The sequence below is a fragment of the Pelagibius marinus genome (assembly GCF_014925385.1).
In the GTDB taxonomy this organism is placed as follows: Bacteria; Pseudomonadota; Alphaproteobacteria; order Kiloniellales; family Kiloniellaceae; genus Pelagibius; species Pelagibius marinus.
Window position 1 is genome coordinate 714,242 of the sequence record NZ_JACSDK010000001.1, and the last position, 25,356, is coordinate 739,597.

Sequence of the window (25,356 nt, forward strand, 5' to 3'; positions counted from 1 at the left end):
GCCAAATTAAGCGTTGTTTAACCACGCCGGTGGCAGTTTGAACGGCGAGGGACGGGCTGCTTTGCGGCTGCGACTCCGCGGCGCGAAAGCGGCGGTTTCCGGTCGGTTCGTCCCGAAATTCAGGTCCGCAGGAGACGAAGACACCATGGCGCGCATTCTGGTCGCAGAAGACGACACCGCCGTTCAGAGTTTTGTCAGCCGTGCCCTCGTGCACCGGGGCCACAAGGTCACCTCGGTGGAGGACGGCGTGCAGGCGCTGGAGGCGCTCGACCGCGACAGCTTCGACCTGCTGATCACCGACATCGTCATGCCCAGCCTGGACGGCATCGGCCTGGCGCTGAAGGTGGCCAAGGATTTCCCGGCCCTGCCGGTGCTGCTGATGACCGGCTACTCCGCCGAGCGCCAGCGCGCCCACAACCTCGAGGAGCTGATCTGCGAGGTCATCACCAAGCCCTTCACGCTGCAGGAAATCTGCGAGGCCGCCGAGGCGGCGCTGAGCGCGGAGGAGATGACCTGCCACTGACTGCGGCAGGTTCCCCGGGTTCTCGTTAGGCCCGGTTCTCTCAACTTTCTCAAATCGTCACCCTCGGGCTCGACCCGAGGGTCCATCTCTCAGCGGCACTAGCCGGCGGGCGGCACCATGGATGCTCGGGTCAAGCCCGAGCATGACAATGGTGGGATGGTGCCAAGACGCAAAGGGGCGACTCCGGAACAGAGTCGCCTTTCTCGTTCTCAGAACTGGTCGAGCAGGCGGTCGAGGTAGTCCAGCTCGATGGTTGGGCGGCTGCGTTCGCCGCGGCGCCGGCGCAGTTCGTCGACGATCTCTCGGGTGCGGCGCAGCTCCATCTGGTCGGGGATCTGCACGCCCTCGCGGTTGACCTGGCCCTGGCCCGGGCCCTGGGACTCGCGGCCCAGGGGATCACGCTGGTTGCCGTTCGGGCGGGCGCCGACCTGGCCCTCGCCCTGGCCCTCGCCGGGGGCGAACATCTCCATGAACTGGTCGAGGGCGGACTGCATGCCCTGCTGCAGCTGGTCGAGCGAGCGGGTCTGCGAGGGGACCGCCTGGCCCGGCTGATCGTTGCCCAGCGCGTCGCGGGCATCGCGCATCTCGCGCTCGGCCCGGCCCAAGGGGCGCGGGATCTCGCCCAGGGCGTCGCCGAGCTGGCGCATCAGCTCGCCGAGCTGGCGGCGCAGCTGTTCCTGGCGCTGGGCGTCGGCCTGGTTCTGGCCGCCCTGGCGCGGCTGGCCCTGCTCACCCTGCTGGCCTTGCTGATTCTGCTGCGAACGCTCGAAGCTGCGGTCCAGCAGCTCCTGCTGCTCGCGCATCATCCGCTCCAGGTCGCGCATCATCTTCGAGGCTTCCTGCATGTCCTGGTTCATCTGCTGGGCGTAGGGGTTGGCGCGCAGGTTCTCCAGCATGTCGCGCAGCTGCGAGAGCAGGTCACGCGCGGCGTCCTTGGCGCCGGAGCGCGCCAGCTCGCGCGCCCGCTCCAGCATCTCCTGCAGGTCCTGGCGGTTCAGCAGCTGGCTGTTCGGCGGCATCTCCTGGTTCATCATCTCCTGGCCGTCCTGCTCGGCCAGCTGGTCGCGCATCTGCTCGATCATCTCGTCGAGGAAGTCGTTCAGCGCCTGCTGCAGCTCGTCGATCAGGCGCTCGATCTCCTCGTCGGAGGCATCGCGCTCCAGGGCCTCCATCAGGGCCTCCTGCGCCTCGCGCAGGCGCCGCTCGGCGATGGCCAGCTCGCCGTCCTCGATGCGCAGGGCGGCGTTCCACAGCAGCTCCTGCACCTCGGCGATCGCCTCGCTGGCGCCGTCGTAGATCAGCCGCCGCTCGGCCGAGCGCAGGGTCAGGGCGACGACGATGTCGTGGTAGAAGTGTTCGGGATGCTCTGAGATCCCGCTGAGCGCCTGCACCACCGGCAGGCGGCGGTCGGGATTGATCGTCAGCTCCTTGCGCAGTTCCACCAGGGCGCGGGCAATGGGGTGGTTGAAGATGCGCTCGGGGATCACGGTGCGCAGCTTCTCGCTGCGTCCTTCCTGGCCCGGCTGATCCTTGGCCACCAGTTCGATCTCCACCGGCAGACCGGCCCAGGGGTGCGGGGTCAGGTCATGATAGGTTGTGGCCTCGCTGGTCTTGGGGCTGGCGCCGGCCAGCACCAGGTCCAGCTCCATGGGCGGCGCCTCGGGCTGGTCGAGCCGGCGCACCACGGCCGTGACGTCGGCCAGGCCGTAGTCGTCGCTGGCCTGATAGGTGATGCGCAGGGCCGAACGCTCGGTGCGCGCCGGCGGCGCCTGGAAGGCGACCTCCGGGGCGTTGTCCGGCACCAGCTCCAGCGGCCAGGCGGCGAGGGTGCGGCCGTCCTGCTCGATGGCGAGCTGGTCGCCCTCGGTCAGGGCGTGCTCCAGGCGGTAGGCCTCATGGGCGAAGTTCTCGAAGGGCTCGGCGGCGCCGGCGATCTGCAGGCTGGGCGCGCCGCTGCCGCCCTGCACCTGGGCCAGCAGCACGCTGCCCGCCGGCACCCGCAGAGCCTCCCGCGGCGGTCCGGCGGCCTGCGCTTCGGCTTCGGTCTCGCCGGCGCCGATCTGCGCTTCCAGATAGATCGGCGCGAGGCCGGTGTAAGCCGGCGGGTTGATCCAGGCGTCCAGGCTGGGCGGCAGGCGTGTTTCGCGGGTGAAGCTGGGGGTCACGGCGCCGGCCAGGCGGGTGCCGACGTTGCCTTCGGAAGCGGCGAAGCCGACCAGCACCAGCAGCACCACCAGGCCGCGCAGGGCCCAGGGGTCGAAGGCCGCCATGCCGGGGCGCGGCAGGCCGACGCGCAGCTGGCCCAGGCGGGCGATGACCCGGCGCTGGTGGGCGCGCCACAGGGCCCGGGCCTCGACGTCGGCGGTGCCGGCGGCCATGCGGTCTTCCAGGGCGGTCAGCGGGCGGTGGTCCAGGCCGCTGTCACGCTCCAGGCGGCGCTTGCCGGCCTGTTCGTCGGGCAGGGCGATGCGGCGCAGGGCATGTCCCAGGGCGCCCAGTGCGGCGAGGGCGAAGGTCGCCAGCAAGACGCTGTGCAGCCAGCCGGGCAGGCCCGGCAGGATGCCGGAGAGGGCAAGGGCGAGGAAAATTCCGAGGACGCCGAGCAAGGGCCAGACGGCGGGCCAGATGATCTCCCAGGCGACGGCGCCGCGCGCCAGCGTCAGCAGCAGGCCGAAACGGGCCAGGGTGCGTTTGGGGTCGACCTGCCTGGGATCGGTGCCCCCAGCGGCGTCGCCCTGGGGGCTTTCCGCGCGGGGGGCGGAAGGGGAACGGTCGGGCCCTCTATCGGTCATGCGCGTTTCCTGTCCTTCGTCCAGGCACCAGCGGCCCCTTGCCCCTCAGCGAGGCCGCGAGCAGTCCAAAAAACGTCCCCCTCTGTGCGAAACTAGGCCGTTACGACCGTAAACCCAGTTCCGAAAAAAACTCTAAAGGACTCAAGCCGCACCGCGCCTTTCCCGGGAAAGGCCGGCTGTGGGATTTGATCCCTCGGGGCTCTCCCCCTCCAGCCAGTCCGGCAGGCGGTCCTGTCCGATCATTGTGTCATAGTCCATGCGCGCGCGCACTAGCGCGTGACGATCGCCGCGCACCAGGATTTCCGGGGATAACGGCCGGGAATTGTAGGTGGACGCCATCACAAAGCTGTAAGCGCCGGCCGAGGAGAAGGCCAGAAGGTCGCCCTCGGCCAGCGGCGGCAGGGGCCGCTGCTTGGCGAAGGTGTCGGTCGATTCGCAGACCGGCCCGACCACGTCGACGGGCCTCAGCTCGGCATCGGCGGCCGGCGCGCGCAGCGGAATGATCTCGTGCCAGGCCTCGTAGAGCGAGGGGCGGATCAGGTCGTTCATCGCCGCGTCGATGATGACGAAGCGCCGCGGGCCGTTGTCCTTCACGTAGATCACGCGGGTGACCAGCATGCCGGCGTTGCCGACCAGCAGGCGTCCCGGCTCGAAGACCAGCTCGGCATCCAGGTTGGAAACCAGGCCGCGCACCATCTCGGCATAGGCGCTGACCCGCGCGTCGGCCTGGCTGACGGCGTGGTCGGCCAGGTCGGCGGCGTCCAGGTCGGCGGCGTCCAGGGCGGCGGGGTCCAGCCCCGGCACCCGGTGCTGGTAGTCGATGCCGATGCCGCCGCCGAAGTCGAGGCGCTTCAGCGGCAGGCCCGCGCCGCGCAGGTCGTGATACAGCGCGATCAGCCGCTCGAAGGCCAGGCGGTAGGGCGCCACGTCGGTCAGCTGCGAGCCGATGTGCACGGCCAGGCCCTCGACGCGGATGCCCGGGATGTCCCGGTTGGCGAGCAGGAAGTCGCGCGCGTCGGCGGCGTTGATGCCGAACTTGGTGTCGGCGCGCCCGGTGGTGATCTTGTCCAGGGTGCCGGCGTCGACGTCGGGATTGACGCGCAGGGCGACCGGGGCGGTGACGCCGCGCGCCGTGGCGACCTCCGACAGCTGCTTCAGCTCCGAAAGCGATTCCACGTTGAACTGCATGATCCCGGCGTCCAGCCCGGCGGCCAGCTCGCGGCCGGTCTTGCCGACCCCGGCGAAGACGATCTTCTGCGCCGGCACGCCGGCGGCCAGCGCGCGGCGCAGTTCGCCCTCCGAGACCACGTCGGCGCCGGCGCCCAGCGCCGCGAAGGTGCGGATCACCGCCTGGTTGGAGTTGGCCTTCAGCGCGTAGCAGATGGTGGCCGGCAGGCCGGAAAGCGCCTCGGCGAAGAAGCGGTAGCCGTGTTCAAGGGCATCGGCGGAGTAGCAGTAGAAGGGCGTGCCGAACTCCGCCGCCAGCGCTTCCAGCGCCACGTCGGAGGCGTGCAGCCGCCCCTCACGGTAAGAAAAGAAATGACTGGTCATCTGGTCGGCTTTCCTGGCGCCACACGCGGCGGCGCGCTCATTCAATAGATCCTGGCATTCAGCAGGTCTTGGAGTTCAGTAGGTCTTGGTCCGCGTGCGTTTCTCGTCGCCGGTGGTGAAGATCCAGAAGGGGTCATTGCGCTCGCCGGACTCTTCTTCGCTGTCGGCGCCGGGCGTCACCGTGCTGGGGGCCGGATAGGCGTGCGGATAGGTATAGGCCTCTTCCTCTCCGGCCACCGGTTTGGGCGGGCCCTTCTTGCCGCAGGCGGCAAGGCCGAGCACCAGGCCGGCCGAGAGGGCGGCGGTCAGCAGGACACGCGGAAGGCTGGCCGGAATGCGGGGGGTCATAGGAAACGCTCCTTGGCGGCGGCGACGGCCTCGCGCACCCGATCGGGCGCGGTGCCGCCGGTGCTGATCCGGCTGGCCACCGCGTTCTCGACGGAGAGCACGGAGAAGATGTCCTCGGTGATGCGCGGCTCGACGGCCTGCATTTCGGCCAGCGGCAGTTCCTCCAGGCCGCAGCCGCGTTCCTCGGCCAGCTTCACGATGCTGCCGGTGACGTGGTGGGCCTGGCGGAAGGGCATGCCCAGCACCCGCACCAGCCAGTCGGCCAGGTCGGTGGCGGTGAGGAAGCCGTGCGCCGTGGCGGCCTTCAGCGCGGCGCGGTCGGCCTTCATGTCGGCGACCATGCCGGTCATGGCGGTGACGCAGAGCTGCAGCGTGTCGGCGGCGTCGAACAGGGGCTCCTTGTCTTCCTGCATGTCCTTGCCGTAGGTCATCGGCAGCCCCTTCATGACCACCAGCAGGCTGTTCAGGGCGCCGATCACGCGGCCCGCCTTGCCGCGGATCAGCTCGGCGGCGTCGGGGTTGCGCTTCTGCGGCATGATCGAGCTGCCGGTAGTGAAGGCGTCGGACAGCTGGACGAAGCGGAAGCCGGCCGAGCACCACAGGACGATCTCCTCCGACAGGCGCGAGAGGTGCAGGGCCAGGATGGCCCCGGCGGCCATGAACTCCAGCACGTAGTCGCGGTCGGAGACGGCGTCCATGGAGTTGGCCATGGGGCGGTCGAACTCCAGGGCGCTGGCCGTGGCCTGGCGGTCGATGTCGAAGGAGGTGCCGGCCAGGGCGGCGGCGCCCAGGGGCGACTCGTTCATTCGCCGGCGGCAGTCCTGCAGCCGCCCGCGGTCGCGGCCCAGCATTTCCACGTAGGCCAGCATGTGGTGCCCGAAGGTCACCGGCTGGGCGGCCTGCAGATGGGTATAGCCCGGCATCACCGTGTCGGCTTCGGCCTCGGCCTGGTCGATCAGCACCGCCTGCAGCTCGCGCAGGGAAGCTTCCAGGCGGTCGACCGCCTCGCGGGTCCACAGGCGCACGTCGGTGGCCACCTGGTCGTTGCGCGAGCGCGCGGTGTGCAGGCGCCCGGCGGGCTCGCCGATCAGCTCGGCCAGGCGCGCCTCCACGTTCATGTGGATGTCTTCCAGGCTGGCCTTGAATTCGAACTGCCCCGCCTCGATTTCAGAGAGAATGGCGTCCAGGCCGGCCAGGATGGCCGCGCCGTCCTCCTGGCTGATGATGCGCTGGTGGACCAGCATGGCGCAGTGCGCCTTGGAGCCGGCGATGTCCTGGGCGTAGAGTCGCTTGTCGAAGCCGATCGAGGCGTTGATCTGCTCCATGACCTCGGCAGGGCCGCCCGCGAAGCGCCCGCCCCACATGGTGTTGGCACCGGGGGTGTTCGCACCGGGGGTGTTCGCACCGGGGGTGTCGGCGTTCTGGTCGGCTCCGCTGTCGGCGGCCAGCTTTTTGATTTCTGCGTTCATCTGCTTTTAGGAGGCTTTCGCGTCCATGATCGTTCAGCTCGGGGTCATAAGAAAAACCCTCGCGGCCGTCGGGCTCGCCGCGCTGGCCTTCGCCCTCTGTGTCCCGGTGGCTTCGGCCCCCGATGCGTCGGAACAAGAGCGGCTGGCGGAGTCCGGCGGCGCGCCTGCGGCCCCAGAGGGCCCCTTCGCCGAGGACTTTACCTTCTCCGATCCGCCGGTGCCAGCGCCGAGCGCGGTTTTCCAGGCCCTTGAGGGGGGCGAGACGAGCTTCGCCGACTTCCGCGGCAAGGTGGTGCTGGTGAACTTCTGGGCCACCTGGTGCGCGCCCTGCGTGCGGGAAATGCCGAGCCTGGAGCGCCTGCACACGGCGCTGGCGGGCGAGGGCTTCACCGTGCTGGCGATCTCCCAGGACCGCGGCGGCGCCAGCGTGGTCGCGCCCTTCCTGGCCCGCCTCGACCTGCAGCGCCTGCCGGTCTACCTGGATCCCAAGGGCAAGCTGGCCCGCGCCTTCGCCCTCAAGGGCCTGCCGACCAGCTTCATCATCGACCGCCGGGGCCGGGTGGTCGCCGGCCTGGTCGGCCCGGCGGAGTGGGATTCCCCGGAATCCCTCGCCTTCATGCGCCACTACCTGCGGCTGGGACAACCGGGGGCGGAGGAGGCCCCGGCCGAGGCCCCCCAGGACACCCGGCGTCCCCTGCCGGCGACGAACACTCCCGGTTGAAAAAGTAGAAATATAACACTCAATTGCACGGCAGGCTTGTAGTCGGCGCCGGCTCTGGCGAATATAGGGGGCCTGCGAACAGTCCGGCCCGCCGCCTGCCATAGCATGTGGGGCGGGCCGCTTGGGGAAGGAGGTGTTGGCCATGGGGTATCGACCTGCCCGCCCGCTTCTTCGGCCGTTCCGACTGCCGACGTCCGTGCTCCCGCTGCTGCTGACGGCCTCCCTGGGGCTCGCCGCGCCGCTGACCGCCCCGGAGGTGGCGGCCCAGGCGGTGGCCCAGGAGGCGATCCGTAATACCACCACAGGGGCCACCCCGGAGGCCATCGGGGGGGAGGCCGCGCAGGACGCCATGGTTTTCGACGTGCTGCGTGACGGCGATAAGATCGGCGAGCACCGCCTGGACTTCGAACGGCTGGACGGCACCCTCAAGGTCTCCGTCGAAACCGAGATGAAGGTGAGCTTCGCCTTCGTCACCCTGTTCCGCTACGAGCACAAGCGCGTCGAGCGCTGGCGCGATGGCGAACTGGAATCGCTGGCCGGCATGACCCATGACGACGGCGAGGAGTTCGAGGTCTCCATCGTGCGCAAGGAAGGCTTCTACAGCCGCACCGTCAACGGCACCGAGGAGGAGATCCGGGAGCCGCTCTCGGTCGACAGCCTGTGGAGCAAGGATCGCCTCAGCGCCGGCAAGCTGTTCTCGGTGGCCAGCGGCGAGAGCTACCGCGTGCGCTCCAACATGCTGGGCTGGGAGACCATCGAGGCGAAGGGCGGATCCATGGAGGCCGAGCACGTGAAGCTCTCCGGCGAGGTCGAGCGCGATCTCTGGTACGGCCCCTCGGGCGAGCTCCTGAAGGTGCAATACGAAGGCGCCGAAGGCGAGACGTTTGAGTATGTGCGCCGCTAGAGTGGCTGACCTTTGTCTGCCGCACATGCCTCTGTCGTCCCGGGGCTGGTCCCCGGGACCCATTGGCGTCAACGCGCGACGCTACCCAAGATCAATGTAACGGAAAGGTCTTTGGGTCCCGGCAACAGGTGCCGGGACGACAGCCGGTTCTACGGGGCTGGACCAGGCGCGCCCTAGCGCGTCGGGACGGGCTCGTCGCTGGAGTAGTCGTAGAAGCCGCGGCCCGCCTTCTTGCCGATCCAGCCGGCCTCCACGTACTTCACCAGCAGCGGGCAGGGCCGGTACTTGCTGTCGGCCAGGCCGTCGTAGAGCACGTGCATGATCGACAGGCAGGTGTCCAGGCCGATGAAGTCGGCCAGCTCCAGCGGGCCCATGGGATGGTTGGCGCCCAGCTTCATCGCCGTATCGATGGAGCTCACCGAGCCGACGCCCTCGTAGAGGGTGTAGACCGCCTCGTTGATCATCGGCAGCAGGATGCGGTTCACGATGAAGGCCGGGAAGTCCTCGGCCGGGGCGGTGGTCTTGCCCAGCTTCTCGGAGAGCTGGCGCACCGTCTCGAAGGTCGGCTCGTCGGTGGCGATGCCGCGGATCAGCTCGACCAGCTGCATCAGCGGCACCGGGTTCATGAAGTGCATCCCCATGAACTTGGCCGGGCGGTCGGTGACCGAGGCGAGGCGGGTGATGGAGATCGAGGAGGTGTTGGAGCAGATCAGCGCCGTCGGCTTCAGCACCGGGCAGAGCGCCTTGAAGATCTCGCGCTTGATTTCCTCGTTCTCGCTGGCGGCCTCGATGACGATGTCGGAGTCGGCGAACATCTCCAGGCCGCTGCCGGTGGCGATGCGGGCCAGCGCGGCGGTCTTGTCGGCTTCGGAGATTATGTCGCGCCGCACCTGGCGGTCCATGTTCTTGGCGATGATGTCCGTCGCCTTGGCCGCTGCTTCCGCGGAGACGTCGGAGAGCTTCACGTCGTAGCCGGCCAGGGCACAGACATGCGCGATGCCGGTGCCCATCTGGCCGGCGCCGATGACGCCGATGGACTTGATGTCGCTGAAGCCCGCCGCGGGCGCGTCCTGATCTGCCATGAGGTTCAAGATACCTTTGTTCTTATGAACCGGGTCGGGCCGCCGTCCCCACGACGCGAGGCCCCAAAGCTCACCCCAGTTCTTTTTCCAATTCGGGGACCGCCTCGAAAAGGTCCGCCACCAGGCCGTAGTCGGCGACCTGGAAGATCGGCGCCTCCTCGTCCTTGTTGATGGCGACGATGACCTTGGAGTCCTTCATGCCCGCCAGGTGCTGGATGGCGCCGGAAATGCCGACGGCCACGTAGAGGTCCGGGGCCACCACCTTGCCGGTCTGGCCGACCTGGTAGTCGTTGGGCACGTAGCCGGCGTCGACGGCGGCGCGCGAGGCGCCGACCGCGGCGCCCAGCTTGTCGGCGACGCGCTCCAGCATGGCGAAGTTCTCGCCGCTCTGCATGCCGCGGCCGCCGGAGATGACGATGCCGGCGGTGGTCAGTTCCGGGCGCTCGGACTTGGTCAGTTCCTGGCCCTTGAAGGCGGCCAGTCCGGTGTCGCCGGTGCTCTCCACCGCCTCGACGGCGGCGGAGCCGCCCTCGGCCGGCGCCGCGTCGAAGGCGGTGGCGCGGATGGTCAGCACCTTGACGGCGTCGCTCGACTTCACCGTGGCCAGCGCGTTGCCGGCGTAGATCGGCCGCACGAAGGTGTCCTCGCCCTCGATGGCCGAGATGTCGGAGACCTGCTGCACGTCCAAGAGGGCGGCCGCGCGCGGCATGACGTTCTTGCCGGAGGTGGTGGCGGCGGCGATGACGTGGCTGTAGTCGGCGGCCAGCTTGGCCACCAGCGGCGCCAGGTTCTCGGCCAGGTGATGGTCGTAGGCCGCGTCGTCGGCCTTCAGGACCTTGTCGACCCCGGCCACCTTGGCGGCCGCTTCGGCGGCGGCGCCGCAGCCGGAGCCGGCGATCAGGACGTGCGTCTCGCCGGGCAGCTGGCCGGCGGCGGTGACGGCGTTGAGCGTGGCGGGCTTCAGCTCCGCGTTGTCGTGCTCGGCGACGATCAGCGTGGACATCAGATCACCTTCGCTTCGTTACGCAGTTTATCGACCAGTTCGGCGACGGAGGCGACCTTGACGCCGGCCTTGCGTGCCGGCGGCTCGGTGACCGAGACCACGGTGAGGCGCGGGCTCACGTCCACGCCAAGGTCCGCCGGGGTCATGGTGTCGATCGGCTTCTTCTTCGCCTTCATGATGTTGGGCAGCGAGGCGTAGCGCGGCTCGTTGAGGCGCAGGTCGGTGGTGACCACCGCCGGCGCCTTGATCTCCAGCTTCTCCAGGCCGCCGTCGACCTCGCGGGTGATGGCGAAGCTGCCGTCGGTCTTCTCGACCTTGGAGATGAAGGTGCCCTGCGGCCAGCCCAGTAGCGCGGCCAGCATCTGGCCGGTCTGGTTGTTGTCGTTGTCGACGGCCTGCTTGCCGAGGATGACCAGCTCCGGGCCTTCCTTCTCGACCACCGCCTTCAGCAGCTTGGCCACGGCCAGCGGCTCCGGGTCGCTGTCGCACTGGATCAGGATGCCGCGGTCGGCGCCCATGGCCAGGCCCGTGCGCAGGGTCTCCTGGGCCTGGGCGGCGCCGGCGGAGACGACGATGACCTCGCTGGCGGTGCCGGCCTCTTTCAGGCGCACGGCCTCTTCGACGGCGATTTCGCAGAAGGGATTCATGGCCATCTTCACGTTGGCCGTTTCCACCCCGGTGTTGTCCGCCTTCACGCGGACTTTCACGTTGGCGTCGATGACGCGCTTGATCGGAACGAGAACCTTCATCGCAACCCTGCGACCACCTTTTGTCTTGAAGCTGTCAAAGAGCCCGCCGAGTGGTCCCGCGCAAGAATGTTGCGCGAGGCCCTTGGACGACGGACATACGGAAACGTTTGCTGCCTATCTCGCAGCCGCACAATAGGAGCATGGTAGTACACTGTCAACGCCACCAGACCCGCCCTCAGCCTAGGATTTCTGCCGATTCGCGCCCTGCTTTCCGCCCCGGGTCGCCCCCGGTTCCCAGAGCACGTCACCGGCGCCCTTGTCGTTCAGGTAGCGGCTCATGACGAAGAACAGATCGGACAGTCGGTTGATGTAGCGCACGGCCTCGGGATTGATGGCCTCGCTCTCGGCCAGCGCGGTGATCTCGCGCTCGGCCCGGCGCGCCAGGGTGCGGGCCAGGTGCAGGTAGGCCGCGGCGGGGCTGCCGCCGGGCAGCACGAAGGAATTGAGCGGCGCCAGCTCGGCGTTCAGACGGTCGATCTCCGCCTCCAGGCGCCCGGTCTGCTCGGCCACGATGCGCAGCGGCGGAAATTCGGGGTTGTCGGCCTCCGGGGTCGCCAGGTCGGCGCCCAGGTCGAAGAGGTCGTTCTGAATGCGGCCCAGGATGGCGTCAGCCTCCGGGTCGGCCAGGGAAGCGGTGTGCAGGCGGGCCAGGCCGGCCGCGGCGTTGGTTTCGTCGACGGTGCCGTAGGCGGCGACGCGCGGGTGGTGCTTGACCACGCGCTGGCCGCTGCCCAGCGCGGTCTTTCCCTTGTCGCCGCCCTTGGTATAGATGCGGGTGAGCTTGACCATGCGCCCCCAGCTGCCCTTTTCGGGCTCAGTCCTGGCTGCCGACCAGCACGGCGAGCGCGAAGAGCACCAGGGCGCAGCCCTGGGCGATGACGCGGGCGCGCATCAGCTTGTTGCCGTACTTGGCGTTGAACTCGCCGCCGCGGGCCATGCCGATGATGCCGGTCGCCAGCACACCCAGGGTGACGACCATGGCGATCAGCATCAGGATGAAAAAGAAGGTCTTCATGGCCGCGACCTTAAACCCGCGTCCCCCCGTGGGGCCAGCAAATTTCCGACGGTTTCCTGTGTCGTAGCGTCGCGGAGGCTCTAGCGGCGCGCCAGGGCCAGGCCCAGGCCGGTGCCGAGCAGCAGGGTCCCGGTGACGCCGTGGCGCACCCGGTTGGCCCGGGCCGAGGCGAAGAGGCCGCGTACCCGCCCGGCCAGCAGGGCGTAGCAGCTGTCCAGCGAAGTGGCGATGACGATCATGGCGATCGACATGGCCAGCAGCTGCGGGGCGACCGCCAGCTGCGGGTCGACGAACTGCGGGAAGAAGGCGGCGTAGAAGAACAGGGTCTTGGGGTTGGTGATGGCCACCAGCACGCCCTGCCAGAACACGCCCTTCCTGGACTTCATCGGCGGCAGGGCCGGCATCCGCCCGGCCGTGAAGACCTCGCGCCACTGCTTCAGCCCTAGGTAGACCAGGTAGGCGACGCCGGCCCAGCGCAGCACCTCGAAGAGGTCGGCGGCCAGCGCCAGCAGGGTGGTGAGGCCCGCGGCCCCGGCGACCACCAGCACCGCGTTGCCGCTGCTCGCCCCGGCCACGGTGGCCAGGCCCGTGCGCTGTCCGTAGGCCAGGGAGTTGGCGATCACCAGGGTGACGATCGGCCCCGGCATGAGGATCAGCACGACGACGGCGAGGACAAAGCCTGCGAAGAGTTCCGGGTTCACGGCCAGCATGGTTTCGGATCCTGAAGTTCGGTTGTCTCCGGCCCAGGAAAGACAGCTTCCGCGGCGAAAGTACAGCCCCTTTAGGGAAGGGGGGCTACTCGGGACAGGGGCCGGCGGCGGCGAGGAAGGCGATGAGGTCGGCGCGTTCCTGCGGGTCCTTCACGCCGGCATAGCCCATGCGCGTGCCGGGCACGGCCTTGAAGGGGTTGGCCAGGAAGCGGTCGAGGCTGGCTGCGGTCCAGACGATGCCGGACTCGCGCAGCGCCCGGGAGTAGCTGAAGCCCGCCACGCTGGCGGCCTCGCGGCCCAGCAGGCCGCAGTGCCTGGGGCCGCTGCGGTTGCGCGCGAGGGAGTGGCAGGCCTGGCAGCGCTCGTAGATCGCCTGCCCGCGCTGCGCGTCACCGGGCGGCAGGGCCGCGGCGGGTACTGCCGGCAGGGCCAGCAGCACCGCCGCGGCAAGACAGGTCCTTCGCAAGGCCATACCCCGGGGTCTCGGGGGGCTCAGGACACGAAGGCGACGGGCACCGGGTTCTCGCCCAGGGCGCCGCGCAGCACCGCCCAGTGCATGGCCTCGTCGCCCAGGATGCTGGCCGCCGCCTTGGCGAGCTCGCGCTCGGCGAACAGCGGCACGGCGCCCAGGTAGGCGCTGACCGCGCCCTTCTCCAGCCCCGCGGCGAAGCGCAGCACGTCGGCTTCCGATTTCAGGTCGCCGCTGGGAAAGTCGTAGCGCGCCAGCGGCTCCACCGCCGCGCCGCCCAGGTCGCGCACGGTCTTGGCCAGCACCTCGGCATGCTCCTTGTGGTGGCCCTGGAACTGCACGGCGAGATCCAGCACCGGCTTGGTCAGCAGCCCGCTCTCGGCACCGAGCTGGTAGGCGGCGATGGCCTCCTGCTCGGCCCCCAGGGCGGCGTTCAGGATGTTGATGTCGTCTTCGGGCGCCGCGGCCATGGCCGCCTTGTTGCCGCCGCAGCCGGCCAGCAGCAGGACGGCGCCGGCCGAGAGCGTGGACCTGGCGCCGGCGGTGAGGAAGGAACGGCGGGGCAGGCTGGTGATGGTGTCGCGCATGGGTCTCTCCTGCAGTTGTCGGGTTGGAAGGTGGATGCGAAGGCAAAGAGCCTCCCCGGCGCCGGGCGTGGGGCGCGGCGGTGTTACCTTTGGAGTGCTGAGTTAGGGGGCGGGGGCGGCGCTCAGCCGTCCGGCGGGGCCTGGGCGAGCCGCGCCAGCACGCGGGCGACGATGCGGTCGCAGCGCGCGCCGGCGAAGGGGAAGGTGTCGGCCAGGGCGCCGGCGACGCCGCGCTGCAGGCGACGGCGCAGCTGGCGCCTGGCGCGGTGCAGTCGCGTCTTCACGGTGTCCGCCGGGATGCCCAGGCAGGCCGCCGTATCCTCGGTGCTGAACTCCTCGACGGCGCGCAGCACGAAGACGGCGCGCTGGGCCTGGGGCAGGTCGTCGATGGCAGCCTCCAGAAGGCGGCGGATCTCACCCTGGGCGGCTTTGGCTTCCGGACTGTCGGCCATGGTCGGGTCCATGATCGTGCTGGCCTCCGTCGCGGGTTCGGCGCCGCTTTCCAAGGGGGTCGCGGGCATGCGGCGGCGCAGGCGGGCCAGCGCTTCGTTGACCGTGATCTTCACCAGCCAGGTGGAAAGCCGCGCGGACCCGGCGAAGCCCGCGAGATTTAGAAAGGCCTTCAGGTAGGCCTCCTGCACCGCCTCTTCGGCGTCGGCGTCGTTCTGCAGGATGGCGCGCGCGGTGCGGAACAGCAGCCTGTTGTGGCGCCGCATGATCGCCTCGAAGGCGCCGGCGTCGCCCTGGCGCGCGGCGGCGAGCAGGATGGCGTCCGCGTCGCCGCGTCCGGCCTGGGCGGCGGGCTTGGCCGGCGCGGCGGCAGATCTCTCGCTTGCTGGCTCCATCAGGTGTTCCCTTGGCTCCCGGGTGACTGTCGGTTGTCTGACCATTGGATGCCGGCCGCCGCCAAAAGGTTCCCTCTTTTTGCGGTCTCCCGCCAATTCTTTCGCCAGGGGGGTACCGGGCGAGGGGGCGGCGGAGCGCCTCTCGCGCCCGGCGCGTTGCTTTGAGCCGCGCTTTGGGGCAGTTTCTTCGCCGCATGATCGACGGCCGGACCACTCTCATCGCGCATCTCGGCTTTCCGACGGAAAGCTTCAAAGCGCCGATGATCTATAACCCCTACTTCGAGAAGATCGGCCTCAACGCCGTGGTGATGCCCCTGGGCGTCGAGGCGCCGGCCTATCCCGAGGTGCTGCGGGCGCTGGCCCGGCTCACCAACTTCCACGGCGCCCTCGTCACCATGCCGCATAAGGGCACCACGCTGGCGCTGGTCGACGCCGTCTCGCCCACCGCCGAGATCGCCGGGGCCTGCAACGCCGTGCTCAAGCGGCCGGACGGCTCCCTGCTGGGCGACATGTTCGACGGCGCGGGCTTCCTGCGCGGCCTGCAGCGCCGCGGCCGCACGGCCCGGGGCGCAAGGGCCCTGGTGGTCGGCTGCGGCGGCGTCGGCTCGGCCATCGCCGCTTCCCTGGCCGCCGCCGGGCTGGCGCGGCTCAGCCTCTTCGATGTCGACGGCCCCGCCGCCGAAGGCCTGTCGGCGCGCCTCAAGCGGCACTATCCGGCGCTGGAAATAACACTCGGGTGCAAGGACCCGGCGGGGCACGACATCGTCGTCAACGCCTCGCCGCTGGGCATGGAGGAAGACGACCCCCTGCCGCTCGACGCCGCGCGCCTGGAGCCCGCCGCCTTCGTCGGCGAAGTGGTGCTGAGCCGCGAGGTGACGCCCTTCCTGGCCGCGGCGCGGGTGAGGGGCTGCGAAACCCAGGTCGGCACCGACATGCTGTTCGAGATGATCCCGGCCTACCTGGAGTTCTTCGGCTTTCCCGCCACGACCGCCGAGGAACTGCGCCGGGTGGCGAAGATCAGCTACTGAACCGCCTCACTTCACCAGCAGCACCCAGTTCTCGCCGGGGTTCTCCCAGTCGTCCTTCACCATGGGGCGCTGGTCGACGAAGCGGTAGCCCCTGCGCTCGTAGAGCCGCCGCGCGCCGGTGTTGGCGTCGGAGACGATGATGCTCTCGCCGCGGCTGGCGTTCTCGCGCGCCTGCTCGGCGGCGATCTCCAGCAGCTTGCCGCCCAGGCCTTGCCCGCGGTGCTGGGGGAAGACGGCCAGGACGTTCACGTACCAGCTTCCGGGCACCATGTTCTCCAGCTCGATCAGCGGCACGAACATGCCCGGCGTCTCGGCGTCGATGGGCTCCGGCTCGTCCGCCACGCGGTAGGCGACCAGGCCGGCGATCACGCTGCCGCCGCGCTCGGCCACCACGGCATTGCGGTAGGAGAAGGCGCCGGTCTCGCGCTGGGCGCGGCGGCGCCCCACATCCCAGGCGCTCTCGCCCGGCTCGGCCATGCGCTCCCAGAGGTAGAGCGGCAGGCCCTCGCCGGCGAAGTTGATCAACTCGGCCAGGGCCTCGGCGTCGGCCGGGGTGGCGGGGCGGTAGCGGATGTCGGTGTCGTTCATGGCGGTCGTTTCCCTTCCGGGTGACGCGGCGCCAGAGGTGGTAATGCGATACGGCGGGCGCTGCAAGCCCCGGACGCTTCAAGCCCCGGACGATGCAGATGCCGCTAAGCCGCGGTCCCCAGAATGTCGGTGGCGCGATGGTCCGCCGTCACGCCGTCGACCAGGATGACGTCGCCGACGCTGTTGGCGGTGCGCAGGGCAATGATCGCACGGTAGGCGGGGGAGTTGTACCAGGCCTCGGCGCTTTCGCGGTCGGGAAAGCCGATCACCACCAGGTCGCCCGGCCAGTCGCCTTCCAGCACCGTGGCCCTTGCGCCGTGGACGACGTAGCGGCCGCCGTAAGGCGCCAGGGTGGCGTCGATGCGCTTCAGGTACTCGATGATGTCGGCGCCGAAGTCGACCTGGCGCAGGTGGGCGACGGCGTAGGCTCCAAGAGGGGCGGTCATGGCAGAACTCCTTCTCGCTCAGGCGGCCTGCGGCCGCGCGGTCTTCAAAGCGGCGTGCTCCAGCATCGCCAGGCCGGCCACGGCCAGGGCCTGCGCCACGACGAAGGCGACGCCGAGGGTGGTGGGGGCGACCCAGCCGGAGACGAGCAGGACGAGGCTGGCGGCGGCCCAGGCGGCGTTGCCGGTGACGGCCAGGCGCACCGCCGCCGGGTGCGGGCGCCAGGCAACCAGGGCCATGAAGAGGGCGATGGGCAGCAGGCCGAGCCCGGCGTAGAGCAGCAGGGGCGCGGGCAGCCCGGTCAGCGCCGCCAGGGGTGCGGCGCCGAGATCCAGCGCCAGGCCCATGACGGCGCAGGTGGCGGCATCGATCAGCAGCAGGGGGCGCAGGGACAACAGCTTTGGCATGTGAGGGTCCTCCTAATCATGGGCGCCGCGGGCTGCGGCGCTTGACCCCAAGGATTGGCCAAAGGCCGCCGCCGGTCGATTACCTGAGAGGTAATTGGTGGCCGGAATTTTGTGCTGCTAACCTGCCGCCATGAACACGACCACATCCCCCGTTGCCTCTTCCCCTGTCGGCGAGCTGCTGCGCGGCTGGCGCCGCCGGCGCCGGCTCAGCCAGCTCGATCTCGCCCTGGCGGCGGAGGTCTCCCAGCGCCACCTCAGTTTCCTCGAGTCCGGCCGTGCCGCGCCCAGCCGCGAGATGGTGCTGCGCCTGGCCGAGCCGCTGGCGATCCCCTTGCGCGAGCGCAATGCCCTGCTGGCCGCCGCCGGCTTCGCCCCGGTCTACCCGGAACGAGCCTTGGACGACCCGGACCTGGCGGCGGCGCGGCGGGCGGTGGAACAGATCCTGGAGGGTCACCTGCCGCACCCGGCGCTCGCGGTCGACCGGCGCTGGCATCTGGTCTTCGCCAACAAGGCGGTGGCCCCCTTGATGGCCGGCGCCGACGAGAAGCTGCTGGCGCCGCCGGTCAACGTGCTGCGCCTCAGTCTGCACCCCGACGGCCTGGCCCCGCGCATCGGCAATTTCCGCCAGTGGCGCGCGCACATCCTGGAGCGGCTGGGACAGCAGATCGACGCTTCGGGAGACGCGGGACTGGTCGAGCTATTGGAGGAACTGAAGGGCTATCCCGTGCCGCCGGGCGCGCGGCCTTACCGCCCCGCTGCGGAAGAGTCCCTGGGCGGCATCGCCGTGCCCCTGGAGTACGTGACGGACAAGGGCACCTTGCGCTTTCTCAGCACCACCACGGTTTTCGGCACGGCCCTCGACATCAGCCTGTCGGAGCTAGCCATCGAGACCTTCTTTCCGGCGGACGCCGGGACGGCGCAAGCCATGCGGGCCCTGGCGGAGGGGGCGGACTGAGACCGAAGGGTCCCCCTACTTGTAGGCAACGGCGGCGCTGGACGGGCCGGTCAGCGGGAGGATCTCGAAGCGGCGGAAGCCGGCGGCCGCGCACCAGTCGCGGAAGTCCGCGCCGGTGAAATCGAAAGCGTCGCCGAACTCGATCAGCATGTTGAGCGACATCAGCAGGCCGAAGGCGTTCTCGCGGCGCGCGTCGTCGATCAGCGCCTCGATGGCCACCAGCGCGCCGCCTTCGGGCAGCGCCTCGTAGGCCTTGCGGATGAGGTGCTGTTTCTTCTCCAGGTTCCAGTCGTGCAGGATCATGCCCATGGTGATGACGTCGGCGGCCGGCAGCGGATCGTCGAAGAAATCGCCGGCCACGGCGCAGACACGGTCGCCAAGCCCGGCCCCGGCGATGTGGCGCTCGGCGATACGCGTCACCTCCGGCAGGTCGAAGGAGGTGCAGCGGAGGTGCGGGTTGGCGCCCGCCACCAGCAGCGAAAGCTGGCCCGAGGCGCCGCCGACGTCGCAGAGGGTCTTGAAGCCGGAGAAGTCGAAGCGCTCGGCGAAGGCCCGGAAGTTGGCCAGCGAGGCGCCGGACATGGCGTCGATGAACTGCTCCAGGCGCTGGGGGTCGGCGTAGAGCGTGGCGAATACGCTCTCTCCTCCTTCCTTGGTCTCGTTCTGCGGCCGGCCGGTCCTGAGGGCCTCGGTGAGGTCGCCCCAGAAGCCGTAGATCCGGTCGTTGAACATCTCGAGCAGGCCGCCGATGTAGTCCGGGCTCGCCTTCACCAGGAAGGCCGCGGTCTCCGGGGTGTTGGCATAGCGCGCCGCGGGACCGTCGCCGTCGCGCCGCAGCAGGCCCAGGGCGACCAGGCTGTCGGGGAAGTCCGGCACCGCGCGCGGGTGCAGCCCGCAGCGCCGGGCCATCTCTTCGCCGGTCATCGGCCCTTCGGCCAGGATCGAGAAGAGGTCGAGTTCCACCGCCGACAGCAGGGCCTTGGCGGCGAAGAACCCGGTGCCGATCTGCATGATATGGGCGGGATCTGGTTGCGGCATGCGCGGCTCCCGGGGAGCGTCTGGTTGCGGGCTGACGCGGCAATCTACAGCGCGCGCCGTCCGGCGGTCGAGGCCGGTGCCGGGCCGGGGGCGTTCCCGGCGCCGCCTGGCCAAGTTGCGGCACAACTTTTGAGAGTACAGCGGCGGTGTTTTTCGTGCGGCAGCTCTATGGCGTCCCGCGGCCTAAACCGCTGAAGCTTTTTGCCTTCCGGCGACGCTGGGCCGTCGCCGAAAATACTAGCTAAATGGTTGCAATTGTTCATGGATTTGCAAGATTCCCGGGCCAAGCTGGACGCCTGCGGAAGTAACGGGTGGATCAGGACATGCTGGAAGCTCTGACCTGGTTTGTCAGCGACGAAGAAGGTGCGTCGGCGATCGAATACGGCCTCATCGGGGCCCTGGCCTCGGTCGCCGGGCTCGCTGCCTTGGGCCTTGCCGGTTCCTCTCTCGATGCGCTGCTCACGGAAGTGGCCAACGCGATGGCGCCGCCGTCGCCCTAGAGCAACCCGCGTCCGTGCGGACGCGGACAAGCTGCTCTCACCTTCCAAGATAGAGCACTTCATCCTCGGTCGGGGGAGCCCGCCTGATCGAGGATTGATCTGTGCGGGTGTCCCGGCCGCCGGCGGGCGCGGCGGGCTGCTTTGCCGGCCTTTCTTTCGCCCTCTCCCGGACTCTATAAGAAGGCGTCGCCCGCCGTAATCAGGGGAAACCCCTAGCTGTGTCCGATTCTGCCGCTCCGCTTTCGGGGCTCAACTGGCTGCATGCCGATGTCTTCTGTGACGCGCCGCTGACCGGCAATGGTCTCTGTGTCTTCCTGCCGCAGCAGGAACTCTCCGCGGCGGCCATGTTGGCCCTGACGCAGGAGATGCGCCAGTTCGAGTCGATCTTCCTCTCTGAGGTCGCAGAGGGCGCCGCGCGTGCCCGCATCTTCACCCTGGAAGAGGAACTGGATTTCGCCGGCCACCCGCTGCTGGGCGCGGCCGCGGTGCTGCATCACGCGGCCGGGGCGGGCGAGCGCCACCACGTCACCTTCCGGCTGACCGCGCGGGAGGTCGCCGTCGCGACCCGGCGCCGGGCGGAGCGTTTCTTCGATGCGGAGATGGCGCAGGGGCCGGCCGTCTGGGGCGGCGAGGCCGAAGGCGCGCCCCGTGCCGCCGTGATTTCCGCATTGGGCCTGCAGGAAGGCGATCTGGTGCCGGGCCTGCCCCTGGCGGCGGTCTCCACCGGGCTCGACTACCTCATCGTGCCGGTGACCAGCGCGGGGCTCGCCCGCGCCGCGATCCGGGTCGACGACTTCGAGGCGCGCCTGGCCGCCCTCGGCGCGAAGTTCGTCTACGTCCTGGATCCGGAGGCCCGCGAAGGCCGCACCTGGGACAATCTCGGTGCGGTGGAGGACGTGGCCACCGGCAGCGCCGCCGGCCCGGCCGGCGCCTACCTGCACCGCTACTGCAACGCCCCGGCAGCGATGACGCTGCACCAGGGCCGCTTTGCCGGCCGCCCCAGCCGGCTGTCCGTCACCCTGGATAAAGGGGGGAACGTGACGGTCGGCGGCGGTGTCTCCGTGCTGGCCGAGGGCCGCTTCTTCTAGTCCCGGTCCCGCCGCCGGCCGCGCTCCTGAAGGGGCAAGTGAAGAGGCAAGGACTGTTTCCCTCTACCGGCAACCTCTCCGTGTCTTTCGTCGCAACCCAGGGTGTTCCCCGGCGCACGGTGCCACAGATATTCCACACCGGTTTCATCGAAACCTAAGGCCCGGAGCGCAAGCTGACGGTCTGCGGAAGAAAGGAGGGATCAGCTTATGCGAGACACACTGACCCTTGGAATGCTGAAGCTGGAGACCGTGAAGCGGTTCGCCCTCGATAACGAGGGCGCGCTGGTGCTCGACTTCGCGTTCATCGGCGCTCTGGTGGCGGTGGCCGGGATCGTTGCCCTGGTCCTCGCCGACGATGCGATGGACTGGGTGCTGATCGGGGTCTCCGAAATCCTCGGCGACTAACGAACGCCCCCCGTATTTCAGTTCCGCCCGGAGAGCAGGCCGCGGGCGATGACCTGCGCCTGGATCTCGGCGGCGCCTTCGAAAATGTTGAGGATGCGTGCGTCGCAGAGCACGCGGGAGATCTTGTACTCCTCGGCGTAGCCGTTGCCGCCGTGCACCTGCAGCGCGTTGTCGGCGTTGGCCCAGGCGACGCGGGCGCCCAGCAGCTTGGCCATGCCGGCCTCGATGTCGCAGCGCCGCTCCGAATCCTTCTCGCGCGCGGCGAAGTAGGTGAGCTGGCGGGCGACCATGGTCTCCACCGCCATCCAGGCCAGCTTGCCGGCGACGCGCGGGAAGGCGACGATCGCCTTGCCGAACTGCTTCCTGTCCTGTGCATATTCCAGGCCCAGCTCCAGGGCGCACTGCGCGACGCCCACGGCGCGGGCGGCGGTCTGGATGCGCGCCGACTCGAAGGTCGCCATGAGCTGCTTGAAGCCCTGGCCCTCGACGCCGCCCAGCAGGTTCTCGGCCTTCACCTCGAAACCGTCGAAGCCCAGCTCGTATTCCTTCATGCCGCGATAGCCCAGCACCTTGATCTCGCCGCCGGTCATGCCGGGGGCGGGGAAGGGGTCGTCCTCCGTGCCGCGCGGCTTCTCGGCCAGGAACATGGAAAGTCCGCGGTAGCCGGCTTCGTCGGGATCGGTGCGCGCCAGCAGTGTCATGAGGTCGCTGCGCGCGGCGTGGGTGATCCAGGTCTTGTTGCCGGTGACCTTGTAGCTGTCGCCGTCCCGCAGCGCGCGGGTGCGCAGGGAGCCGAGGTCGGAGCCGGTGTTGGGCTCGGTGAAGACGGCGGTCGGCAGGATCTCGCCGGAGGCGATGAGCGGCAGCCACTTTTCCTGCTGCGCCGGGGTGCCGCCCAGGCGGATCAGTTCGGCGGCGATCTCCGAGCGGGTGCCCAGCGAGCCCAAGCCGATATAGCCGCGCGACAGTTCCTCCGTCACCACGCACATGGCCAGCTTGCCGAGGCCGGAGCCGCCGAAGTCCTCCGGCACCGTCAGGCCGAAGACGCCGAGCCCGGCCAGCTGCTGGACCACCTCCAGGGGGATCAGCTCGTCCTTCAGGTGCCACTCGTGGGCGTCTTCCTTGTGATCCTCGGCGACCTTGTGGAACTGGTCGCGGATCATCTCCAGCATCTCGTCGGCCAGGCCCGCCTCGCCGAACTTGCCCTCGGCCAGGTGGCGGGCGATGGCCATGCGCAGGGCGTTGCCGTTGCCCGCGGTCATCAGCTTCTTCACCGCCGGGGTCTGCAGCGCCGTGACGTCGTCGTCGCCGAGGCCCAGGTCGGCCGGGCGCAGCACCTCCACCTGGCTGAGCGCGATGCCGCCGACAAGCTGGTTCAGGTACTCGCCGTAGGCGGCCTGCAGCATCATCTGCTCCAGTTCGCCGAGCTGGCCCGCGGCCTCCAGGCGCTCGGCCCAGTGCAGCATCTCGCGCAGCGCGGCGACGTAGGTGGCCAGCCAGGCGTAGCCATGGGCGGCGAACTGCTCGCGCTCCAGCAGCTTGGCGTCGATCCTGCCGCCGGGGGCGACCAGCGCGGCCACGGCAGAGCGCGCGGCGGCGCCGAAGCTCTCGGCGGCGGCCAGCGCCTCGGCGCAGGTGGCCAGCAGCTCGGGCAGGATCAGGCTTTCGGTCCGGGCTTCGGCTTGCACGGCGGTCATCTCTCTAACCTTCTACCTTCTTCGACTTTATCACTTGGGGGGTGGATCAGGCCCAGGCCCATTCGAGCGGCGGCGGCGGGTCGCCGGCGGCCAGTTCGACATGGAGGATGCGGCGGTGGCCCCGCGTGGTGCGGCGGCGCGAGCCGTGCACCAGCAGCGGGCGCAGGACCAGCACGGTGCCGGCGGAAACCGCGAGCTCGACCGCCGGCGTCTCGCTGGCCAGCACCGCAATTTCTTCCGTGGTCAGGCGGCCCTTCGTATGGCTGCCGGGCAGCACGCGCAGGCCGCCGTCGGCGGGGCCGATGAGGTCCAGGTGCCAGCGCAGGGTCAGCATCCGCTCCAGCAGGTCGACCGGGGCCTCGCAATGGGGTACGCCCGCCTTGACCGTCCAGTTGCCGACCGGCGCCGATGCGTCGCGCCGCTTCACCGCGATGGTGCGGTCCTGGTGCCAGGGCACGAACCAGTTGCGGTGCCCGGTCTTGTCGAAGGCGATGGCCCGCACCGGCCTGGCGGAGGGGCCGAGCGCCTCGCGAACGATGTCGCGCACGGCGGGCTGCGCCAGCAAGGTGCCGATCAGGGGAACGTCGGGCGCAATGCGCGCCGAGCCTTCGTCCTCGGCGGCGGCGGCGCGCAGGGCGTCGAAGGCCGCCACGGCCGCCGTCCGGTCAACGGCGGAGCCGTCGACCAGGGCATAGCCTTGAGCGGCGAGCCTGTCGCCCGCCCGCTCGGCCTCCGCTGCCAGACAGGCCAGCGCCATGGTTGTGCTCCCTCCGGCCGCCTCAGTCTTCCGCTTCGGCGTCTTCCAGGGTGCGCAGGCCCGGGCGCTTCGCCTGGACCAGCACGGCCATGTTTCCGGGACGGTGCTGGTTCTTCATCATCTTGGTGTGGGCGCGCGGGATGTCGCGCCAGGCGAAGACCTCCGACATGCAGGGGTCGATGCGGCGCTCGACCATCAGGTTGTTGGCCTGGCTGGCCTGCATGAGGTTGGCGAAGTGGCTGCCCTGGATACGCTTCTGGCGCATCCACACGAAGCGCGCGTCGAAGGTCAGGTTGTAGCCGGTGGTGCCGGCGCAGAACACGACCATGCCGCCGCGCTTCACCACCATGCAGCTGACCGGGAAGGTCTGCTCGCCGGGATGCTCGAAGACGAAGTCGACGTCGTTGCCCTTGCCGGTGTACTGCCAGATCGCCTTGCCGAACTCGCGCACCCGGCGCATGTAGTCGCCGAAGCCCTCGCCGTTGACCGGGGGCAGCTGGCCCCAGCAGTCGAAGTCCTTGCGGTTGATGACGCCCTTGGCGCCCAGTGACATGACGAAGTCGCGCTTGTCCTCGTCGGAGATCACGCCGATGGCGTTGGCGCCGGCGGTCGAGATCAGCTGGATCGCCATGGAGCCCAGGCCGCCGGAGGCGCCCCAGACCAGCACGTTGTGGCCCGGCCGCAGGATGTGCGGGCGGTGGCCGAAGAGCATGCGGTAGGCGGTGGCGAGCGTCAGGGTGTAGCAGCCGCTCTCCTCCCAGGTCAGGTGGCGCGGGCGCGTCATCAGCTGGCGGTCCTGCACGCGGGCGAACTGGGCGAAGGAGCCGTCGGGCGTCTCGTAGCCCCAGATGCGCTGCGAGGTGGAGAACATCGGGTCGCCGCCGTTGCACTCCTCGTCGTCGCCGTCGTCCTGGTTACAGTGGACCACGACCTCGTCGCCGACCTTCCAGCGCTTCACCTTGGAGCCGACGGCCCAGACGATGCCCGTCGCGTCGGAGCCGGCAATGTGATAGGGCGCCTTGTGGACGTCGAAGGGCGAGATCGGTACGCCCAGGCCGGCCCAGACGCCGTTGTAGTTCACGCCGGCGGCCATCACCATGACCAGGACGTCGTGGCTGTCCAGCGTGGGGGTGTCGACCACCTCCAACTGCATGGCCTGTTCCGGTTCGCCGTGGCGCTCGCGCCGGATGACCCAGGCGTGCATCTTCTCCGGCACGTGGCCCAGCGGCGGAATCTCACCGACCTCGTAGAGGTCCTTCACCGGCCGTTCCGGTGTCTGCGCCTCGGTGCTTTCAGCTGACCCTTCGAGCGTCTCGGCCATGTCTCAAACTCCTCCAGTCTTCTCTCGGCGCCCGGTCCCGGCCGGGGCCCCTCTGCCTATCCCTTCGCAGCTGCTCATTGTTCTGGAGGCAAATCCGCGGAAAACTGCGATCCTCCGCCGGAAATCCCCTTTGGCAGTGCGGTATTTTTCTTGACTCATAGACGCTCAGACGCTTTTTTGCAATGCACAATGACATTGTTTTTTACGTCCAGAGGGATTTTTTCGTAATTATCTGTCGGTTTTGGCGGGTGGACGAAATATGATAACCTGGAATCGGTTGCTTTCAGGGGGTTCCGGAGGATTAGAGTGCATTGCAGCACGTTCTTTCCGACCCTGCCCCAGGGGTGTCCCGGGGGGCGT

General features: G+C 69.4%; 28 protein-coding genes. 8 read left to right on the forward strand and 20 right to left on the reverse strand.

The features are described from left to right. Positions 1-145 precede the first annotated feature (145 nt). On the forward strand, positions 146-523 hold the full coding sequence (locus H7X47_RS03505) for a response regulator (protein WP_193367202.1): 378 nt from the start codon (positions 146-148) through the stop codon (positions 521-523). 209 nt (positions 524-732) lie between these two features. Here H7X47_RS03505 and H7X47_RS03510 read toward each other — a convergent pair whose 3' ends face one another. The 4 genes from H7X47_RS03510 to argH all read right to left on the reverse strand — a co-directional run bounded on the left by H7X47_RS03510 (position 733) and on the right by argH (position 6,578). Next, on the reverse strand, positions 733-3,315 hold the full coding sequence (locus H7X47_RS03510; protein WP_193367203.1) for a TIGR02302 family protein: 2,583 nt from the start codon (positions 3,313-3,315) through the stop codon (positions 733-735). 141 nt (positions 3,316-3,456) lie between these two features. Further along, positions 3,457-4,866, reverse strand: a complete 1,410-nt coding sequence (lysA, locus tag H7X47_RS03515; protein WP_193367204.1) for a diaminopimelate decarboxylase — start codon at positions 4,864-4,866, stop codon at positions 3,457-3,459. A 75-nt stretch (positions 4,867-4,941) separates the two neighbouring features. Further along, complete coding sequence (locus H7X47_RS03520; RefSeq protein ID WP_193367205.1) at positions 4,942-5,214, reverse strand: hypothetical protein; 273 nt, start codon at positions 5,212-5,214, stop codon at positions 4,942-4,944. Further along, positions 5,211-6,578: an argininosuccinate lyase gene (gene argH / locus H7X47_RS03525; protein WP_193367539.1), complete on the reverse strand. Its 1,368-nt coding sequence runs from the start codon at positions 6,576-6,578 to the stop codon at positions 5,211-5,213. Before argH ends, H7X47_RS03520 begins: the two co-directional genes overlap by 4 nt. Positions 6,579-6,708: 130 nt before the next feature. Between argH and H7X47_RS03530 the strand changes: the two genes are divergently transcribed. Beyond that, the gene (locus tag H7X47_RS03530) at positions 6,709-7,404 is read left to right on the forward strand and encodes a TlpA disulfide reductase family protein (protein ID WP_193367206.1); all 696 of its coding nucleotides are present in this window, start codon (positions 6,709-6,711) and stop codon (positions 7,402-7,404) included. Between the two features lie 142 nt (positions 7,405-7,546). Continuing rightward, positions 7,547-8,308: a DUF6134 family protein gene (locus H7X47_RS03535; RefSeq protein ID WP_193367207.1), complete on the forward strand. Its 762-nt coding sequence runs from the start codon at positions 7,547-7,549 to the stop codon at positions 8,306-8,308. A 173-nt stretch (positions 8,309-8,481) separates the two neighbouring features. Here H7X47_RS03535 and H7X47_RS03540 read toward each other — a convergent pair whose 3' ends face one another. From H7X47_RS03540 to H7X47_RS03580, 9 genes are all read right to left on the reverse strand, one after another. Next, entirely contained in the window at positions 8,482-9,390 is a 909-nt protein-coding gene (locus H7X47_RS03540) for a 3-hydroxybutyryl-CoA dehydrogenase (RefSeq protein WP_193367540.1), read from the reverse strand. A 70-nt stretch (positions 9,391-9,460) separates the two neighbouring features. Further along, positions 9,461-10,393, reverse strand: a complete 933-nt coding sequence (locus tag H7X47_RS03545; protein ID WP_193367208.1) for an FAD-binding protein — start codon at positions 10,391-10,393, stop codon at positions 9,461-9,463. Then, positions 10,393-11,142: an electron transfer flavoprotein subunit beta/FixA family protein gene (locus H7X47_RS03550; protein WP_193367209.1), complete on the reverse strand. Its 750-nt coding sequence runs from the start codon at positions 11,140-11,142 to the stop codon at positions 10,393-10,395. Before H7X47_RS03550 ends, H7X47_RS03545 begins: the two co-directional genes overlap by 1 nt. Before the next feature lie 180 nt (positions 11,143-11,322). Continuing rightward, complete coding sequence (locus H7X47_RS03555; protein WP_193367210.1) at positions 11,323-11,931, reverse strand: cob(I)yrinic acid a,c-diamide adenosyltransferase; 609 nt, start codon at positions 11,929-11,931, stop codon at positions 11,323-11,325. A gap of 25 nt (positions 11,932-11,956) precedes the next feature. After that, complete coding sequence (locus H7X47_RS03560; protein WP_193367211.1) at positions 11,957-12,157, reverse strand: twin transmembrane helix small protein; 201 nt, start codon at positions 12,155-12,157, stop codon at positions 11,957-11,959. Between the two features lie 80 nt (positions 12,158-12,237). Then, positions 12,238-12,867 (reverse strand): LysE family translocator, encoded by a 630-nt coding sequence (locus H7X47_RS03565; protein ID WP_193367212.1) that lies wholly within the window; start codon positions 12,865-12,867, stop codon positions 12,238-12,240. Positions 12,868-12,952: 85 nt separating this feature from the next. Further along, a complete protein-coding gene (locus tag H7X47_RS03570) occupies positions 12,953-13,339 on the reverse strand; it encodes a c-type cytochrome (protein ID WP_193367213.1) in 387 nt (128 codons plus the stop codon). Between the two features lie 20 nt (positions 13,340-13,359). Further along, on the reverse strand, positions 13,360-13,923 hold the full coding sequence (locus tag H7X47_RS03575) for a ferritin-like domain-containing protein (protein ID WP_193367214.1): 564 nt from the start codon (positions 13,921-13,923) through the stop codon (positions 13,360-13,362). A gap of 122 nt (positions 13,924-14,045) precedes the next feature. Then, on the reverse strand, positions 14,046-14,768 hold the full coding sequence (locus H7X47_RS03580) for an RNA polymerase sigma factor (protein WP_193367215.1): 723 nt from the start codon (positions 14,766-14,768) through the stop codon (positions 14,046-14,048). 173 nt (positions 14,769-14,941) lie between these two features. On the opposite strand from H7X47_RS03580, the gene H7X47_RS03585 reads away from it, so the two are divergent. Continuing rightward, on the forward strand, positions 14,942-15,796 hold the full coding sequence (locus tag H7X47_RS03585; protein WP_322096449.1) for a shikimate dehydrogenase family protein: 855 nt from the start codon (positions 14,942-14,944) through the stop codon (positions 15,794-15,796). A gap of 6 nt (positions 15,797-15,802) precedes the next feature. On the opposite strand, the gene H7X47_RS03590 is transcribed toward H7X47_RS03585, so the two are convergent. From H7X47_RS03590 to H7X47_RS03600, 3 genes are all read right to left on the reverse strand, one after another. Beyond that, positions 15,803-16,384: a GNAT family N-acetyltransferase gene (locus H7X47_RS03590; RefSeq protein ID WP_193367216.1), complete on the reverse strand. Its 582-nt coding sequence runs from the start codon at positions 16,382-16,384 to the stop codon at positions 15,803-15,805. A gap of 104 nt (positions 16,385-16,488) precedes the next feature. Next, positions 16,489-16,830, reverse strand: coding sequence for a DUF1330 domain-containing protein (locus tag H7X47_RS03595; protein ID WP_193367217.1), 342 nt, complete (start codon positions 16,828-16,830; stop codon positions 16,489-16,491). Positions 16,831-16,848: 18 nt separating this feature from the next. Further along, on the reverse strand, positions 16,849-17,235 hold the full coding sequence (locus H7X47_RS03600; protein WP_227010134.1) for a hypothetical protein: 387 nt from the start codon (positions 17,233-17,235) through the stop codon (positions 16,849-16,851). A 130-nt stretch (positions 17,236-17,365) separates the two neighbouring features. Between H7X47_RS03600 and H7X47_RS03605 the strand changes: the two genes are divergently transcribed. Continuing rightward, entirely contained in the window at positions 17,366-18,190 is an 825-nt protein-coding gene (locus tag H7X47_RS03605; protein ID WP_193367218.1) for an MmyB family transcriptional regulator, read from the forward strand. A 15-nt stretch (positions 18,191-18,205) separates the two neighbouring features. Here the strand turns inward: H7X47_RS03605 and H7X47_RS03610 are convergent, their stop codons facing one another. Then, positions 18,206-19,228, reverse strand: a complete 1,023-nt coding sequence (locus H7X47_RS03610) for a methyltransferase (protein WP_193367219.1) — start codon at positions 19,226-19,228, stop codon at positions 18,206-18,208. Positions 19,229-19,539: 311 nt separating this feature from the next. Between H7X47_RS03610 and H7X47_RS03615 the strand changes: the two genes are divergently transcribed. The 3 genes from H7X47_RS03615 (at position 19,540) to H7X47_RS03625 (ending at position 21,221) form a co-directional block, all read left to right on the forward strand. Then, complete coding sequence (locus H7X47_RS03615) at positions 19,540-19,728, forward strand: Flp family type IVb pilin (RefSeq protein WP_319633518.1); 189 nt, start codon at positions 19,540-19,542, stop codon at positions 19,726-19,728. A gap of 218 nt (positions 19,729-19,946) precedes the next feature. After that, entirely contained in the window at positions 19,947-20,816 is an 870-nt protein-coding gene (locus tag H7X47_RS03620; protein WP_319633519.1) for a PhzF family phenazine biosynthesis protein, read from the forward strand. Positions 20,817-21,023: 207 nt separating this feature from the next. Beyond that, positions 21,024-21,221: a hypothetical protein gene (locus H7X47_RS03625; protein ID WP_193367220.1), complete on the forward strand. Its 198-nt coding sequence runs from the start codon at positions 21,024-21,026 to the stop codon at positions 21,219-21,221. 17 nt (positions 21,222-21,238) lie between these two features. Here the strand turns inward: H7X47_RS03625 and H7X47_RS03630 are convergent, their stop codons facing one another. From H7X47_RS03630 to ccrA, 3 genes are read right to left on the reverse strand one after another with little or no spacing between them, the layout of a single operon-like run. Beyond that, complete coding sequence (locus H7X47_RS03630; RefSeq protein WP_193367221.1) at positions 21,239-22,918, reverse strand: acyl-CoA dehydrogenase family protein; 1,680 nt, start codon at positions 22,916-22,918, stop codon at positions 21,239-21,241. Between the two features lie 46 nt (positions 22,919-22,964). Beyond that, entirely contained in the window at positions 22,965-23,675 is a 711-nt protein-coding gene (locus H7X47_RS03635; protein WP_193367222.1) for a phytanoyl-CoA dioxygenase family protein, read from the reverse strand. 22 nt (positions 23,676-23,697) lie between these two features. Continuing rightward, positions 23,698-24,996 carry a crotonyl-CoA carboxylase/reductase gene (gene ccrA, locus H7X47_RS03640; RefSeq protein ID WP_193367223.1) on the reverse strand — a complete coding sequence of 433 codons (1,299 nt, stop codon included), beginning with the start codon at positions 24,994-24,996 and terminating at the stop codon, positions 23,698-23,700. Positions 24,997-25,356: the final 360 nt, after the last annotated feature.